This is a genomic window from Klebsiella sp. HMSC16A12 (assembly GCF_001808265.1).
In the GTDB taxonomy this organism is placed as follows: domain Bacteria; phylum Pseudomonadota; class Gammaproteobacteria; order Enterobacterales; family Enterobacteriaceae; genus Klebsiella; species Klebsiella pneumoniae.
In genome coordinates this window covers 93,962-108,433 of sequence record NZ_KV792604.1, presented here as the reverse complement: position 1 = coordinate 108,433, position 14,472 = coordinate 93,962, and the positions used below count along the sequence as shown (strand labels likewise).

Annotated in this window: 18 protein-coding genes; 5 read left to right on the top strand and 13 right to left on the bottom strand. The window is 56.0% G+C overall.

What is annotated here, in order from left to right; translation table 11 throughout:
- The 9 genes from HMPREF3140_RS27305 to fkpA all read right to left on the bottom strand — a co-directional run.
- Nucleotides 1-137, bottom strand: a 137-nt coding sequence (locus tag HMPREF3140_RS27305) for a GTP-binding protein (RefSeq protein WP_072198062.1), incomplete at its 3' end; no start/stop codon positions are given.
- A 69-nt stretch (nucleotides 138-206) separates the two neighbouring features.
- A complete protein-coding gene (fusA, locus tag HMPREF3140_RS11365) occupies nucleotides 207-2,321 on the bottom strand; it encodes an elongation factor G (RefSeq protein WP_002920103.1) in 2,115 nt (704 codons plus the stop codon).
- 96 nt (nucleotides 2,322-2,417) lie between these two features.
- Nucleotides 2,418-2,888 (bottom strand): 30S ribosomal protein S7, encoded by a 471-nt coding sequence (gene rpsG / locus HMPREF3140_RS11360; RefSeq protein WP_002920113.1) that lies wholly within the window; start codon nucleotides 2,886-2,888, stop codon nucleotides 2,418-2,420.
- 96 nt (nucleotides 2,889-2,984) lie between these two features.
- Nucleotides 2,985-3,359, bottom strand: a complete 375-nt coding sequence (rpsL, locus tag HMPREF3140_RS11355) for a 30S ribosomal protein S12 (protein ID WP_002920115.1) — start codon at nucleotides 3,357-3,359, stop codon at nucleotides 2,985-2,987.
- Nucleotides 3,360-3,483: 124 nt separating this feature from the next.
- Complete coding sequence (gene tusB / locus HMPREF3140_RS11350) at nucleotides 3,484-3,771, bottom strand: sulfurtransferase complex subunit TusB (RefSeq protein WP_002920119.1); 288 nt, start codon at nucleotides 3,769-3,771, stop codon at nucleotides 3,484-3,486.
- 7 nt (nucleotides 3,772-3,778) lie between these two features.
- Nucleotides 3,779-4,138 carry a sulfurtransferase complex subunit TusC gene (gene tusC / locus HMPREF3140_RS11345; protein ID WP_004889490.1) on the bottom strand — a complete coding sequence of 120 codons (360 nt, stop codon included), beginning with the start codon at nucleotides 4,136-4,138 and terminating at the stop codon, nucleotides 3,779-3,781.
- Nucleotides 4,138-4,524, bottom strand: coding sequence for a sulfurtransferase complex subunit TusD (gene tusD, locus HMPREF3140_RS11340; RefSeq protein ID WP_002920128.1), 387 nt, complete (start codon nucleotides 4,522-4,524; stop codon nucleotides 4,138-4,140). Before tusD ends, tusC begins: the two co-directional genes overlap by 1 nt.
- Entirely contained in the window at nucleotides 4,524-5,246 is a 723-nt protein-coding gene (locus HMPREF3140_RS11335; protein WP_002920130.1) for a helix-turn-helix transcriptional regulator, read from the bottom strand. The genes tusD and HMPREF3140_RS11335 overlap by 1 nt, the downstream gene beginning before the upstream one ends.
- A gap of 168 nt (nucleotides 5,247-5,414) precedes the next feature.
- Complete coding sequence (fkpA, locus tag HMPREF3140_RS11330) at nucleotides 5,415-6,245, bottom strand: FKBP-type peptidyl-prolyl cis-trans isomerase (RefSeq protein ID WP_032412497.1); 831 nt, start codon at nucleotides 6,243-6,245, stop codon at nucleotides 5,415-5,417.
- Nucleotides 6,246-6,467: 222 nt separating this feature from the next.
- Between fkpA and HMPREF3140_RS11325 the strand changes: the two genes are divergently transcribed.
- Nucleotides 6,468-6,686, top strand: a complete 219-nt coding sequence (locus HMPREF3140_RS11325) for a protein SlyX (RefSeq protein WP_002920136.1) — start codon at nucleotides 6,468-6,470, stop codon at nucleotides 6,684-6,686.
- 58 nt (nucleotides 6,687-6,744) lie between these two features.
- On the opposite strand, the gene slyD is transcribed toward HMPREF3140_RS11325, so the two are convergent.
- The 4 genes from slyD to kefG all read right to left on the bottom strand — a co-directional run bounded on the left by slyD (nucleotide 6,745) and on the right by kefG (nucleotide 9,993).
- Nucleotides 6,745-7,332, bottom strand: coding sequence for a peptidylprolyl isomerase (gene slyD / locus HMPREF3140_RS11320; protein ID WP_002920140.1), 588 nt, complete (start codon nucleotides 7,330-7,332; stop codon nucleotides 6,745-6,747).
- A gap of 93 nt (nucleotides 7,333-7,425) precedes the next feature.
- Nucleotides 7,426-7,626 (bottom strand): YheV family putative zinc ribbon protein, encoded by a 201-nt coding sequence (locus HMPREF3140_RS11315; protein ID WP_002920143.1) that lies wholly within the window; start codon nucleotides 7,624-7,626, stop codon nucleotides 7,426-7,428.
- Nucleotides 7,627-7,637: 11 nt separating this feature from the next.
- Nucleotides 7,638-9,443 (bottom strand): glutathione-regulated potassium-efflux system protein KefB, encoded by a 1,806-nt coding sequence (kefB, locus tag HMPREF3140_RS11310; protein WP_004150031.1) that lies wholly within the window; start codon nucleotides 9,441-9,443, stop codon nucleotides 7,638-7,640.
- Nucleotides 9,430-9,993, bottom strand: coding sequence for a glutathione-regulated potassium-efflux system ancillary protein KefG (gene kefG, locus HMPREF3140_RS11305; protein WP_004151401.1), 564 nt, complete (start codon nucleotides 9,991-9,993; stop codon nucleotides 9,430-9,432). The genes kefB and kefG overlap by 14 nt, the downstream gene beginning before the upstream one ends.
- A 173-nt stretch (nucleotides 9,994-10,166) precedes the next feature.
- On the opposite strand from kefG, the gene HMPREF3140_RS11300 reads away from it, so the two are divergent.
- The 4 genes from HMPREF3140_RS11300 (at nucleotide 10,167) to HMPREF3140_RS11280 (ending at nucleotide 14,418) form a co-directional block, all read left to right on the top strand.
- Nucleotides 10,167-12,071, top strand: a complete 1,905-nt coding sequence (locus HMPREF3140_RS11300; RefSeq protein WP_004188360.1) for an ABC transporter ATP-binding protein — start codon at nucleotides 10,167-10,169, stop codon at nucleotides 12,069-12,071.
- A gap of 227 nt (nucleotides 12,072-12,298) precedes the next feature.
- A complete protein-coding gene (locus HMPREF3140_RS11290) occupies nucleotides 12,299-13,297 on the top strand; it encodes a hydrolase (RefSeq protein WP_021468514.1) in 999 nt (332 codons plus the stop codon).
- Nucleotides 13,294-13,512, top strand: coding sequence for a YheU family protein (locus HMPREF3140_RS11285; RefSeq protein WP_002920151.1), 219 nt, complete (start codon nucleotides 13,294-13,296; stop codon nucleotides 13,510-13,512). Before HMPREF3140_RS11290 ends, HMPREF3140_RS11285 begins: the two co-directional genes overlap by 4 nt.
- A gap of 36 nt (nucleotides 13,513-13,548) precedes the next feature.
- Nucleotides 13,549-14,418 (top strand): phosphoribulokinase, encoded by an 870-nt coding sequence (locus HMPREF3140_RS11280; RefSeq protein ID WP_002920153.1) that lies wholly within the window; start codon nucleotides 13,549-13,551, stop codon nucleotides 14,416-14,418.
- Nucleotides 14,419-14,472 lie beyond the last annotated feature (54 nt).

The window sequence follows — 14,472 nt, the reverse complement described above, 5'->3', positions numbered from 1 at the left end:
GCGCGAGCGGAACCACCGTAGGTTTTAGCCAGAACGGTAGTGATGGCAGCAGTCAGGGTAGTTTTACCATGGTCAACGTGGCCGATAGTACCAACGTTGACGTGCGGTTTTGTACGTTCAAATTTTTCTTTAGACACGGCTATATTCCTTACTATAGTGCTCTCCCCTTCGGAGAGAGCACGGGACTTAGGTTTTAATCCTGTGGATTATTTACCACGGGCTTCAATAACGGCCTGAGCAACGTTGTTCGGCGCATCATCATACTTCAGGAATTCCATGGTGTATGATGCACGACCTTTGGTCAGAGAACGCAGCTGAGTTGCATAACCGAACATTTCGGACAGCGGTACTTCAGCGTGGATCTTAACGCCGGTTACTTCGGATTCCTGACCGCGCAGCATACCGCGACGACGGCTCAAGTCACCGATAACGTCACCAGTGTTCTCTTCCGGAGTTTCTACTTCAACCTTCATGATCGGCTCAAGCAGAACTGGTTTTGCTTTCTTAAAGCCTTCTTTAAAGGCAATAGACGCAGCCAGTTTAAACGCCAGCTCAGAGGAGTCAACGTCGTGGTAAGAACCGAAGTGCAGACGGATACCCATATCAACTACCGGGTAACCTGCCAGCGGACCAGCTTTCAGCTGTTCCTGGATGCCTTTATCAACGGCCGGGATGTATTCGCCAGGAATTACACCACCTTTGATGTCGTTGATGAACTCGTAACCTTTCGGGTTAGAGCCCGGCTCCAGCGGGTACATGTCGATCACAACGTGACCGTACTGACCACGACCACCAGACTGCTTGGCGTGTTTACCTTCGATATCGGTAACTTTCGCGCGAATCGCTTCACGGTAAGCAACCTGAGGTTTACCGACGTTCGCTTCAACGTTGAATTCACGCTTCATACGGTCAACGATGATGTCGAGGTGCAGCTCACCCATACCGGCGATAATGGTCTGGTTAGACTCTTCGTCAGTCCATACGCGGAAAGACGGGTCTTCTTTAGCCAGACGACCCAGAGCCAGACCCATTTTTTCCTGGTCAGCTTTGGTTTTCGGCTCAACGGCGATGGAGATTACCGGCTCAGGGAATTCCATACGCTCCAGAATGATCGGCGCATCCGGGTCACACAGGGTGTCACCAGTGGTTACGTCTTTCAGACCGATAGCAGCAGCGATGTCGCCCGCGCGAACTTCTTTGATCTCTTCACGTTTGTTAGCGTGCATCTGAACGATACGACCGAAACGCTCACGTGCAGCTTTCACGGAGTTCAGTACGGTATCACCAGAGTTAACCACACCGGAGTACACGCGGAAGAAGGTCAGGTTACCCACGAACGGGTCAGTAGCGATTTTGAACGCCAGTGCAGAGAACGGCTCGTCGTCGCTTGCGTGACGCTCAGCCGGGGTATCTTTACCGTCGTCCAGGATACCGTTGATCGCAGGTACGTCAACCGGGGATGGCAGGTAATCAATTACCGCATCCAGCATCGCCTGAACGCCTTTGTTCTTGAACGCAGAACCACAGGTTACCAGGATGATTTCGTTGTTCAGAACGCGCTGACGCAGAGCTTTTTTGATCTCTTCTTCAGTCAGTTCTTCACCACCCAGGTATTTTTCCATCAGCTCTTCAGAAGCTTCAGCTGCGGATTCGATCAGGTTCTGGTGCCATTCATCAGCCAGGTCCTGCATGTCAGCCGGGATATCTTCGTATTCGAAGGTTACGCCCTGGTCTGCATCGTTCCAGTTGATGGCTTTCATTTTCACCAGGTCAACAACGCCGGTGAAACCTTCTTCAGCACCAATTGCCAGCTGCAGCGGAACCGGGTTCGCGCCCAGACGGGTTTTGATCTGACCAACAACTTTCAGGAAGTTAGCGCCCATGCGGTCCATTTTGTTAACGAACGCGATGCGCGGAACTTTATATTTGTTTGCCTGACGCCATACGGTTTCAGACTGCGGCTGAACACCACCAACTGCGCAGTAAACCATTACCGCACCATCAAGAACACGCATGGAACGTTCTACTTCGATAGTGAAGTCAACGTGCCCCGGGGTGTCGATGATGTTTACGCGGTGCGGTTCATACTGTTTGGCCATACCAGACCAGAATGCAGTAGTCGCAGCGGAAGTGATGGTGATACCACGTTCCTGCTCCTGCTCCATCCAGTCCATGGTAGCGGCGCCGTCATGAACTTCACCGATTTTGTGGTTTACACCGGTGTAGAACAGAATACGTTCGGTAGTAGTGGTTTTACCGGCGTCGATGTGCGCACTGATACCGATGTTACGGTAGCGTGCGATGGGTGTTGTACGAGCCATTTGATTCCTCGTTTATTTCTTTAGGCGTTCAGTTAAGTTATCCAGAGCGGGCGACTCATCTGAAGCGCCCGCCTGGTGACTATGACTCCGAAGGGATTACCAACGGTAGTGAGCGAACGCCTTGTTGGCTTCGGCCATACGGTGAACGTCTTCACGTTTCTTAACTGCAGTACCTTTGTTGTCTGCAGCATCAGTGAGTTCGTTCGCCAGGCGCAGAGCCATGGATTTATCACCGCGTTTACGAGCAGCTTCAACGATCCAACGCATTGCCAGGGCATTACGACGGACCGGACGAACTTCAACTGGAACCTGATAAGTAGAACCACCTACGCGGCGGGACTTAACTTCGACAGTCGGGCGCACGTTTTCGAGCGCAACTTCGAAGGCTTCCAGTTCAGATTTACCAGAACGCTGAGCCAGGGTCTCCAGCGCGCTGTATACGATAGTTTCTGCAGTAGATTTTTTACCATCTACCATCAGGATATTGACAAATTTAGCCAGCAGTTCTGATCCGAACTTCGGATCCGGCAGAATTTTACGCTGACCAATGACGCGACGACGTGGCATGGAAATACTCCGTTGTTAATTCAGGATTGTCCAAAACTCTAAGAGTTTAGTATGACATTAAGATAAATCAGTTTGGCCTTACTTAACGGAGAACCATTAAGCCTTAGGACGCTTCACGCCGTACTTGGAGCGAGCCTGCTTACGGTCTTTAACGCCGGAGCAGTCAAGCGCACCACGAACGGTGTGGTAACGAACACCCGGAAGGTCTTTAACACGACCGCCACGGATCAGGATCACGGAGTGCTCCTGCAGGTTGTGACCTTCACCACCGATGTAGGAGGTGACTTCGAAACCGTTAGTCAGACGCACACGGCAAACTTTACGCAGTGCGGAGTTCGGTTTCTTAGGAGTGGTGGTATATACGCGAGTACATACGCCACGTTTCTGCGGGCAGGCTTCCAGCGCTGGCACGTTGCTCTTTGCAACTTTGCGCGCGCGTGGTTTGCGTACCAGCTGGTTAATTGTTGCCATTAAATAGCTCCTGGTTTTAGCTTTTGCTTCGTAAACACGTAATAAATCGCCTCATATATTATGAGGACGCAGAATTTTAGGGCGGTGCCGAAAAGGTGTCAAGAAATATACAACGATCCCGCCATCACCAGGCCAACTGACCGGCATGTTTGACTGTGAGTCTGACGAAATCAGTATAGCTAACCCTGCCGACACTGTCCGCAATTTGACCAGCCAGCCCGCGGGCGTCAACGTCGTCTTGCAGCACGTATAGGGTTATGGGGGCGGATTGCAGGATCTCAAGGAAGCGACCATCGGCGATGGCCGCGGTGACGCCGTCAGACAGTAGTACCAGATCGTCGCCGTGCTCCATCAAACGAAGCATCGCTGCGATGTCGGCATGCCAGGGGGAAACACTGAGCGTATGGAGCATGGGGGCCTCAGAAACGCAAAATCACATCATATTCATGCAGACGGGCGCGCAGGGCATCCGGCGCCAGGCATTCGACATCCACCACCCACGGGGTCGCGGGATCCAGGCCGCGCTCTCGCGCTGAGTCGGCGCACAGCCAGCACTGGTCGATATCATATAGCGACAGCAATTTAAAGGTAGCGATGTAGTCGCGGGCCAGCACAGCGCCAGGCCGCTGTTCGGGTAAGAGCTGAAACACGCCGTCGCCCACAAAAAACACGCCAATATCGTCGGTGAGCGCGGAGGTTGCTAATAAGGCATCGAGGCCTTCCCTGCCGGCGGCGCTGCCGTGCGGCGCAGAGGAAAATACAAAAGCCACACGTTTCATCAGAACTGCACCATCCGATCGCAAGTAAGCGCCGCTTCCGCTAGCGCGCCGAGCCCGCTCAAGGTAAAACCCGGCTGCAAATTGTGGCCAGGCAGAGCGAGCTGTTGCGCTTCGCGTTCGTCCGTTACGCCACGACGCAGGGCGGCCGCCACGCAGATATGCAGCGCGACGCCGTGCTCATCGTGGAGGGATTGCCACCCGCGCACCAGATCGAACTCATCGCTGGCGGGCGCCGTCAACTGGTTAGCGTTAAGCACGCCTTCGCGATAGAAAAAAACGCACGCCAGCTCATGGCCTTCCTGCAGCACGGCCTGGGCAAATTGCCAGGCGCTGCTCGCCTGCTGCGTGCCATAGGCTGGGCCGGTCACCGTGAGGGCAAAACGCATTACTTATCCAGCCCCTGGAAATCGCCGCTTTTGAACTGGCGAATATAGAGGTAGACGGTGTGCTTGGAGATGTTCAGACGATCGGCTACCTGGTTAATGGCGTCTTTAATATCGAAGATCCCTTTCTCGTAGAGATTCAGCACGATTTGACGGTTTTTCGCATTGTTAGACACGCTGCGATCGGCATTCACCTCTTCAATGGTGAACTCCAGCGTCTGGGCGACCAGATCGTCTACCGAAGAAGCAAAGTTCACCGGCGAGTTCACTTCAGGCGTTTCTGGCGGAATAAAGGTGCTCATGATCTGGGAAAACGGCACATCCAGATTCATGTTGATACACAGCAGACCAATCACCCGGTGATCGCGGTTGCGAATGGCAATCGTCACCGACTTCATCAGTACGCCGCTTTTAGCACGGGTAAAGTAGCATTTGGAAACGCTGCTATCGGCGCCCGTCATATCGTGCAGCATGCGCAGCGCAAGATCGGTAATCGGTGAACCAATTTGGCGGCCGGTATGTTCACCATTGGCGATACGGATGGCAGAGCATTTCAGATCCTGCAAAGAATGCAGCACGATTTCACAGTGCGAACCGATGAGCATCGCCAACCCGTCCACTACCGCTTCATAAGATTTGAGAATATCGAAATCGGTCTGGTCAAAGGGACGTTGATCCAGCAGGTCAAGCTCGCTGGTTTCATTGGTTAAAAGCGACCTGGACATGAAAAAAAGCACTCCTTTTCAGGAGCCTGTCGTTATTGTCAGGGCAGGCTCATCATCATTATTAAGCTATCTAAAGTAATACAGCGCCTGAGGATCTTTCCAGTTTTAATTATATCTGCGCTCAATAAAAAAGCCGCCGCCTCTGACGAGACGGCGGCCTGAACCTGATTACTTCTTAGCGTCAGCTTTCGTGTCCGCGGCTTTCGCATCGCCTGCGGCTTCCGGCTGTGCATCTGCCTTCGGCGCCGGTTTGATATCCAGCAGTTCTACATCAAAGACCAGCGTAGAGTTGGCCGGGATGCCCGGGACGCCAGTTTTACCGTAGGCCAGGTCCGGCGGAATAACCAGCTTGATTTTGCCGCCTTTCTTGATGTTCTTCAGGCCTTCAGTCCAGCCCGGGATCACGCCGTCGAGACGGAAAGAGAGCGGCTCGCCGCGAGTATAAGAGTTATCAAACTCTTTACCGTCGATCAGGGTACCTTTGTAGTTTACCACCACGGTATCGCTGTCTTTCGGCGCATCGCCAGCGCCTTCTTTCTCGACTTTATACAGCAGGCCAGTTTTTGAGGTTTTCACGCCCTTCTCTTTGGCAAAGTTGTCACGGAAAGCTTTGCCTTTGGCTTCGTTCTCAGTGGCGTCTTTTTCCATTTTCTGCTGAGCCGCGGTCTTCACGCGCGTTTCAAAGGCCTGCAGAGTCTGTTCGATCTCCTGGTCGGACAGTTTGCTCTTATCGGCAAACGCGTCCTGTACGCCGGCGATCAGCTGGGCTTTATCCAGCTTAATGCCCAGCTTCTCTTGTTCTTTCAGGGAGTTTTCCATGTAACGCCCCAGGGACGCGCCCAGCGCATAGGCCGATTTCTGATCGTCATTTTTAAATGCCGATTTACTCTCAGCCGCCGGGGCTGCCTTCGTTGCCGTATCTGCAGCGAAGGTCAGCGGTGCATTCAGGGCGACGGCCATTGTGGTCGCCAGCAGCGTTACTTTAAACAGTGATTTCATCCATTTCTCCAGGGCCGGGGCCTCTCGCCCCAGGGTTATCGTAAAAAGCAAAAAACGTACTATAGAACGTTGCCGTTAAAATCTACATACGGACGTTCCTGAATATCGCCTCTTTTAGGACTATTTTTGTATGAATAAGTTTCCTGTACGGCGCAGCGATGCTGCGCGCCAGGGGAAACTTAAGTAGAATCCGCCCGCAGGATCAGACTAAAGAGGTTACCCATGCACGATAGCACATTAGAAACGCGCCTTGCGGAGCTGGAAAGCCGGCTGGCGTTTCAGGAAATCACCATCGAAGACCTCAACAAAACCGTGACCGCCCACGAGATCGAGATGGCGAAGATGCGGGAGCATATGCGTCTGATGATCGAGAAGCTGAAGGCGACCCAACCCTCCCATATCGCCTCCCAGGCGGAAGAAACGCCACCGCCGCACTATTGAGGCGTAAAAAAAGCGGGTTTCCCCGCTTTTTTGTCGTCTTCGTGCCGAAGCGCAAAGATTAGTGGCAGCCGCAGCCACCGTGGCCGCCGCAGCCGCCTTTACCATGGTCGTGACCATGATCGTGGCCGTGGCCGCCGCAGCAACCGTCATGACCATGGTCATGATCGTGATCGTGGCCATGCGCGCCATGCACGTGACCGTGCTCCAGCTCTTCCGCAGTCGCTTCGCGGATGGCGACGACTTCCACATTAAACTTCAGGTTCTGGCCAGCCAGCATGTGGTTGCCATCAACCACAACGTGGTCGTCTTCAACTTCAGTGATTTCTACTGGTACCGGACCCTGATCGGTTTCCGCCAGGAAGCGCATGCCAACCTGCAGTTCATCAACGCCCATGAAGACGTCTTTCGGTACACGCTGCACCAGGTTTTCGTCATACTGACCGTAAGCGTCGTTAGCGCCGACGGCAACGTCAAATTTGTCGCCCACTTCGTGGCCATCCAGCGCGTTTTCCAGGCCGGAAATCAGGGAGCCGTGACCGTGCAGGTAATCCAGCGGCGCGCTTACCGGAGACTCATCAACCAACACACCGTCTTCTGTACGTACCTGATAGGCCAGGCTGACCACCAGGTCTTTTGCTACTTTCATGATATCTCCTGAGATGGGAAGAATAGTGGCGCAGATTGTAGCGGAATTCTGCTGCCGTGTACCCTTTAGCTTAAAAAAAGCCGACGGATAACGCTAGTCGGGATGAAAAATGCCAATCACCTGCTCCTCTTTGCGTACATGCTCACGGGCCTCTTTATCTGCCTCACGCATCTGATGACCGCACTTAACGCACTCAACAACATCGACATTATTCTCACGCCACATTGCCAGCGAATCCTGCGCCTGGCACGCCGGACATTTCGCCCCGGCAATAAAACGTTTACGCACTGCCATAAGATTTACCTTTATTCAAACTCGTCCCAGCCGTCCAGCTGCCGGCTCTCTTTCTGCATTTCGCGCTGGAAAATCTCTTCCAGTTCGCGCCGGGCCTCCCGCACGCGTGATATCTGTACCGTATCAGTATGCACTGGCATTAGCTCGCGCAGCATTCGCATATCGAGGCGTCGGAAGTGCAGCTGCGCGCGCTGGGCCTGGTGAGGATGCATTCCGAGGGTGATGAGCGCTTTGCGCCCCAGCTCCAACGCACTGGAGAAAGTTTCACGAGAAAACTGCGTCACGCCGGCCTGCAGCAGCTCATGCGCCTCAACGCGCCCGCGAGCGCGGGCCAGAATATGCAGATGTGGAAAGTGTTGTTGACACATTTCCACCAGCCGCATGGTATCTTCTGGCTCATTACAGGTGATGACGATCGACTGCGCCTCTTCCGCTCCCGCCGAGCGCAGCAGCTCCAGCTGGGTGGCATCGCCAAAATAGACTTTATAGCCATAGTTGCGCATCAGATTTACCGCGCTGATGTCCCGCTCCAGTACCGTAATACGCATCTTATTGGCCATCAGCAGGCGACCAATGACCTGACCAAAGCGACCAAACCCGACAATAATCACCTGTGGCTTGTCATCTTCCACCCACGGCGCCTCACCGGTATCGTCCGCCGGGTTCAGCCGTCGCGACAATAGCTTATCTATCCCCTTCATCAGCAGCGGCGTCGTCATCATCGACAACGTTACCGCCACCAGCAGCAGCGCCATCTGGTCGTGCTGAAACAACCGCTGAGAGGCGGGCAGCGAAAAGAGGACAAACGCGAACTCGCCGCCCTGGCTTAATACGCCCGCGAACTGCATCCGCTCGGAACTTCGCAGGCCATAGAGACGGGCCAGCAGATAGAGCACCAGCATTTTTACCGCCACCAGCACCGCCACGCTCACCGCCACCCACAGCAGATGGGTATACAGTACGCCAAGGTTCAGCGCCATGCCGACGGAAATAAAGAACAACCCGAGCAGCAGCCCCTTGAACGGATCGATAGCGATCTCCAGTTCGTGGCGATACTCACTTTCCGCCAGCAGCACGCCGGCAATAAAGGTGCCCAGCGCCATCGACAGCCCCAGCGCCTCCATAAACAGGGCTGATCCGAGGACCAACAGCAGCGTGGCGGCAGTGAACACCTCCCTGACCCCCGAGCTGGCGATAAAACGGAACACCGGCCGCAGCAGATAGCGTCCGCCAATCAGCATCCCGGCAAAGGCCAGGACCTTCATGCCGACCGTCAACCAGTTCACATGCTCATCCGCTGAACCGGCCAGCAGGGGCACCAGCGCCAGCGCCGGGATCACCGCCAGATCCTGAAACAGCAGCACCGAAAAGCCTAGCTGTCCCGCTTCGCTGCGGCTCATTCCCTTCTCACGCATCAGCTGCAGCGCCATGGCGGTGGAAGACATCGCCAGGCCGATCCCGCCGACCACCGCCGCCTGCCATGAAAACCCGGTCGTCATCAGCAACCCACCGAGGATCGCCGCGCTGAGCATCACCTGCGCCGCGCCAACGCCGAAGATGGAGCTCCGCAGTCGCCATAGCTTGGCGGGATTGAGCTCCAGGCCGATGATAAACATCAGAAACACTACGCCGAGCTCAGAGAAATGGAGAATTTCATCCACATCGCTGATAAACCCGAGCCCCCACGGACCAATGGCGATCCCGGCCAGCAGATAGCCCAGCACCGCGCCAATCCCCAGTCTTGAAGCCAGAGGGACGGCGATGACGGCCGCGAACAAAAACAACACCCCCGCCAGCAGCAAATCAGATCCCGCCATGGACACCTCCGGCGGCGATGGGGTTGGCCAACCAGTCCCGGTAGGCCAGGGCGCGGCTGCGCAGCTCCTCTGGCTGCTGCCTCCGGGCCCAGTAGACGATAATGGGGCTCATCCAGTGCATACGGCACATGCCGGCGGTCAGTTCAAAAGGACGTAAAATATCGTTCATCGGATAGCGATTAGCATCGCGACGGTAGGCGCTCTCAGGCTCGCCGGTAGTGATCACGCTGCGCCAGTACTTTCCCGCCAGTTCGTTCCCTCCGGCGCCGCTGGCGAAGCCGCGGCTTAACACACGATCCAGCCACTCCTTAAGCAGCGCCGGACAGCTCCAGGTATATAAAGGGTGCTGGAAAACAATCACCTCATGCTGGCGCAGCAGGTCCTGTTCGTAAGCAATATCGATAAAAAAATCCGGATAGTGCGCGTAGAGATCGTGCACGGTGACGTTCGGCAACTGTAAGGCCGGCTCTAATAAAACCCGGTTGGCCACGGAATCCTGAGATTCTGGGTGGGCATACAGCAGCAACACTTTCGCTGTCTGAGACATCATTCCCCTCCCGTAGGTCTTCTGGCGGCCTGCACAGCCCCGGCGTTTTGACACAGCCAGAATGACTTTGTGTATCGTCTTCGTTTTGGGCTACCATGGCGGCCCGGTGAAGCGATTCGCTTCCACACTACATTATCATAATGACAAATTAACATAGTCTGAACATACGGCGCCTTATGATTGTTTTCTCCTCGTTACAAATTCGTCGCGGCGTACGCGTCCTGCTGGACAACGCCACCGCTACCATCAATCCTGGCCAAAAGGTCGGTCTGGTGGGGAAAAACGGCTGCGGGAAATCGACGCTGCTATCGCTTTTGAAAAACGAGATAAGCGCTGACGGCGGCAGTATGACCTATCCCGGCAACTGGCAGCTGGCCTGGGTGAATCAGGAAACCCCGGCGCTACCGCAGCCGGCAATCGATTATGTCATTGACGGCGATCGAGAGTATCGCCAGCTGGAGGCCGCGCTCCAGCAGGCTAACGAACGCAACGACGGTCATGCTATCGCCACCGTCCACAGTAAGCTGGACGCCATCGACGCCTGGACGATCCGTTCGCGCGCCGCCAGCCTGCTGCACGGTCTGGGTTTCAGCAATGAACAGCTTGAGCGGCCGGTCAGCGATTTTTCCGGCGGCTGGCGTATGCGCCTTAACCTCGCCCAGGCGCTGATCTGCCGCTCCGATCTGCTGCTGCTCGATGAACCGACTAACCACCTCGATCTCGATGCGGTGATCTGGCTGGAGAAGTGGCTGAAGGGCTATACGGGAACGCTGATCCTCATCTCCCACGATCGCGATTTTCTCGATCCTATCGTCGACAAAATTATCCATATCGAACAGCAGACAATGTTTGAGTACACCGGCAACTACAGTTCGTTTGAAGTGCAGCGCGCCACCCGCCTCGCTCAGCAGCAGGCGATGTACGAAAGCCAGCAGCAGCGCGTCGCGCACCTGCAAAGCTATATCGATCGCTTCCGTGCCAAAGCCACCAAGGCCAAGCAGGCGCAAAGCCGGATCAAAATGCTGGAGAGGATGGAGCTTATCGCTCCGGCGCACGTGGATAACCCGTTCCACTTCAGCTTCCGCCAGCCGGAGAGCTTGCCTAACCCGCTGCTGAAGATGGAGAAAGTCAGCGCCGGCTACGGCGAGCGTATTATTCTCGACTCCATCAAGCTTAACCTGGTGCCGGGCTCGCGTATCGGCCTGCTGGGCCGCAACGGCGCCGGGAAGTCGACGCTGATTAAGCTCCTGGCAGGCGAGCTCCAGCCCGTAAGCGGCGAGATCGGCCTCGCGAAAGGCATCAAGCTCGGCTACTTCGCCCAGCATCAGCTGGAATTCCTGCGCGCCGATGAGTCGCCGCTGCAGCACCTGGCGCGTCTGGCGCCGCAGGAGCTGGAGCAGAAGCTGCGTGATTATCTCGGCGGCTTTGGTTTCCAGGGCGATAAGGTGAGCGAAGAAACCCGCCGCTTCTCCGGTGGAGAAAAGGCGCGCCTGGTACTGGCCCTGATCGTCTGGCAGCGCCCTAACCTGCTGCTGCTCGATGAACCGACCAACCACCTTGACCTCGATATGCGTCAGGCCTTAACCGAAGCGCTGATCGACTTTGAAGGGGCGCTGGTGGTCGTATCGCACGATCGGCACCTGATCCGTTCCACCACTGACGATCTGTACCTCGTCCACGATGGTAAAGTCGAGCCGTTCGACGGCGATCTGGAAGATTATCAGCAGTGGCTCAGCGACTCGCAAAAACAGGAGTCCCAGAGCGGCGAGGCGCCAAAAGAGAGCGGCAATAGCGCCCAGGCGCGCAAAGACCAGAAGCGTCGGGAAGCGGAGCTGCGCAGCCAGACCCAACCGCTGCGCAAAGAGATCGCCCGTCTGGAAAAAGAGATGGACAAGCTCAACGCGCAGTTGGCCAGTGCGGAAGAAAAACTTGGCGACAGTGAGCTTTATGACGCCTCACGTAAAGCCGAGCTGACCGAATGCCTGCAGCAACAGGCCAGCGCGAAGTCCGGGCTGGAGGAGTGCGAGATGGCCTGGCTGGAGGCCCAGGAGCAGCTGGAGCGCATGCTTCAGGAAGGCTAAACTCTTCCTCTTCATCCTGCCTGCGCGTACGCTGCCGCTGGCAGGGTGGGTTTCTGCCCTCTTCATGGCCTGGCCATCAGCGACATCAATGATTTGTTTTTGCTGTAAGCTGGCGTCACTGGCCGCAAGACCACATATTGGCTAACCCCCTGCATGCCCTGCGCGGTATAGTCATCATCACGTTTATTAATTGTTCTGGTGCTATGGTTGAAATCATCCCCACAGACATGACGCCCCCCGAAAACGATTCGCGTGAGTTCCATCCGATGCGCGGCGTGGGCAATCGTCATCTGCAAACCATGCTGCCGCGGCTGATTCGCCGTAAATTGCGCTTTACCCCGCACTGGCAGCGCCTCGAGCTGCCGGACGGCGATTTTGTCGATCTGGCCTGGAGCGAAGACCCGCACCAGGCGCGCCATAAGCCGCGCCTCGTCGTTTTTCACGGCCTGGAAGGCAGTCTGCACAGCCCGTACGCCCATGGTCTGATCCACGCGGCGATGCAGCGCGGCTGGCTGGGCGTGGTGATGCATTTCCGCGGCTGCAGCGGCGAACCTAACCGCAATCACCGCATCTATCACTCCGGCGAAACGGAAGATGGCACCTGGTTTTTGCACTGGCTGAAGCGCGAGTTTGGTCCCGCGCCGACCGCGGCCGTCGGCTATTCGCTGGGCGGCAATATGCTGGGCTGCCTGCTGGCAGAAGAAGGCGACCGCTGCCCGCTGGATGCGGCGGTGATCGTCTCCGCGCCTTTCATGCTCGAAGCCTGCAGCTATCATATGGATAAGGGCTTCTCGCGGGTTTATCAGCGCTATCTGCTCAATCTGTTAAAAGCCAACGCTTCACGCAAGCTGAAAGCGTACCCGGGCTCGCTGCCCGTCGATTTACGCCAGCTCAAAGGGATGCGCCGCATCCGGGAATTTGACGATATGATCACCGCCAAAATCCATGGCTTTGCCGATGCGCTGGATTATTACCGGCAATGCAGCGCCATGCCGCGGCTCAGCGATATCACTAAGCCGACGCTCATCATTCACGCGAAAGACGATCCGTTTATGGATCACCACTCTATTCCGCCGCAGGAGCAACTGCCCGCGAACGTAGAGTATCAATTGACCGAGCAAGGCGGCCACGTTGGTTTTGTCAGCGGCACTCTGCGTAAACCGGAGATGTGGCTGGAAAGACGCATTCCCGACTGGTTAAACCGCTGGCTGGAGGTTCCCGCATGATTATTCCCTGGCAGGATCTGGATCCCGAAACGCTGGATAACCTGATTGAAAGCTTTGTGTTACGTGAAGGCACCGATTATGGTGAACATGAACGTTCACTTGCCGATAAAGTCGCCGATGTAAAACAGCAGCTGAAACGCGGAGAGGCGGTCCTTGTGTGGTCGGAACTGCATGAGACAGTCAATATTATGCCGCGCGCGCTGTTTAACGGCTAAGGCGACGCCACTACATCGTTTAACCAGGGAGTTGTTATGTCTGCCAAACATCCGGTGATCGCCGTCACGGGCTCCAGCGGCGCGGGCACTACCACCACCAGCCTTGCCTTTCGCAAAATCTTCGCGCAGCTAAACCTGCACGCCGCGGAGGTGGAAGGCGATAGCTTTCATCGCTACACCCGCCCGGAAATGGACATGGCGATCCGTAAGGCGCGGGATCAGGGCAAACATATCAGCTACTTTGGCCCGGAGGCGAACGACTTCGGCCTGCTGGAGCAGACCTTTGTCGACTATGGTCGCCACGGCAAAGGTCAGTCGCGGAAATACCTCCACACCTATGACGAAGCCGTGCCGTGGAATCAGGTGCCGGGGACCTTTACCCCCTGGCAGCCGCTGCCGGAGCCGACAGACGTGCTGTTCTATGAGGGGCTGCACGGCGGGGTTGTCACGCCGCAGCATGATGTCGCCAGCCATGTCGACCTGCTGGTCGGGGTGGTGCCTATCGTTAACCTCGAGTGGATCCAAAAGCTTATTCGCGACACCAGCGAACGCGGCCACTCCCGGGAGGCGGTGATGGACTCGGTCGTCCGCTCGATGGAAGATTACATCAACTTCATTACGCCGCAATTTTCCCGCACCCATATCAACTTTCAGCGCGTGCCGACGGTGGACACCTCCAACCCGTTTGCCGCCAAAGCGATCCCCTCGCTGGACGAGAGCTTTGTGGTGATCCATTTCCGCAATCTGCAGAATATCGATTTCCCCTGGCTGTTGGCGATGCTGCAGGGCTCGTTTATCTCGCACATGAACACCCTGGTGGTGCCGGGCGGTAAAATGGGGCTGGCGATGGAGCTTATCATGACGCCGCTGGTCGAGCGCCTGATGGAAGGCCGTAAGATAGGCTAACCAAAAAACCCCGGCCTGGCCGGGGTTGAGATTCGATACAACGGCAGGCGAAGA

Excerpts from the sequence above, each read along its gene's own strand:
- fusA (WP_002920103.1), bottom strand. The coding sequence starts at position 2,321 with ATGGCTCGTACAACACCCATCGCACGCTACCGTAACATCGGTATCAGT.
- rpsG (WP_002920113.1), bottom strand. The coding sequence starts at position 2,888 with ATGCCACGTCGTCGCGTCATTGGTCAGCGTAAAATTCTGCCGGATCCG.
- rpsL (WP_002920115.1), bottom strand. The coding sequence starts at position 3,359 with ATGGCAACAATTAACCAGCTGGTACGCAAACCACGCGCGCGCAAAGTT.
- tusB (WP_002920119.1), bottom strand. The coding sequence starts at position 3,771 with ATGCTCCATACGCTCAGTGTTTCCCCCTGGCATGCCGACATCGCAGCG.
- tusC (WP_004889490.1), bottom strand. The coding sequence starts at position 4,138 with ATGAAACGTGTGGCTTTTGTATTTTCCTCTGCGCCGCACGGCAGCGCC.
- tusD (WP_002920128.1), bottom strand. The coding sequence starts at position 4,524 with ATGCGTTTTGCCCTCACGGTGACCGGCCCAGCCTATGGCACGCAGCAG.
- HMPREF3140_RS11335 (WP_002920130.1), bottom strand. The coding sequence starts at position 5,246 with ATGTCCAGGTCGCTTTTAACCAATGAAACCAGCGAGCTTGACCTGCTG.
- fkpA (WP_032412497.1), bottom strand. The coding sequence starts at position 6,245 with ATGAAATCACTGTTTAAAGTAACGCTGCTGGCGACCACAATGGCCGTC.
- HMPREF3140_RS11325 (WP_002920136.1), top strand. The coding sequence starts at position 6,468 with ATGCACGATAGCACATTAGAAACGCGCCTTGCGGAGCTGGAAAGCCGG.
- slyD (WP_002920140.1), bottom strand. The coding sequence starts at position 7,332 with ATGAAAGTAGCAAAAGACCTGGTGGTCAGCCTGGCCTATCAGGTACGT.
- HMPREF3140_RS11315 (WP_002920143.1), bottom strand. The coding sequence starts at position 7,626 with ATGGCAGTGCGTAAACGTTTTATTGCCGGGGCGAAATGTCCGGCGTGC.
- kefB (WP_004150031.1), bottom strand. The coding sequence starts at position 9,443 with ATGGCGGGATCTGATTTGCTGCTGGCGGGGGTGTTGTTTTTGTTCGCG.
- kefG (WP_004151401.1), bottom strand. The coding sequence starts at position 9,993 with ATGATGTCTCAGACAGCGAAAGTGTTGCTGCTGTATGCCCACCCAGAA.
- HMPREF3140_RS11300 (WP_004188360.1), top strand. The coding sequence starts at position 10,167 with ATGATTGTTTTCTCCTCGTTACAAATTCGTCGCGGCGTACGCGTCCTG.
- HMPREF3140_RS11290 (WP_021468514.1), top strand. The coding sequence starts at position 12,299 with ATGACGCCCCCCGAAAACGATTCGCGTGAGTTCCATCCGATGCGCGGC.
- HMPREF3140_RS11285 (WP_002920151.1), top strand. The coding sequence starts at position 13,294 with ATGATTATTCCCTGGCAGGATCTGGATCCCGAAACGCTGGATAACCTG.
- HMPREF3140_RS11280 (WP_002920153.1), top strand. The coding sequence starts at position 13,549 with ATGTCTGCCAAACATCCGGTGATCGCCGTCACGGGCTCCAGCGGCGCG.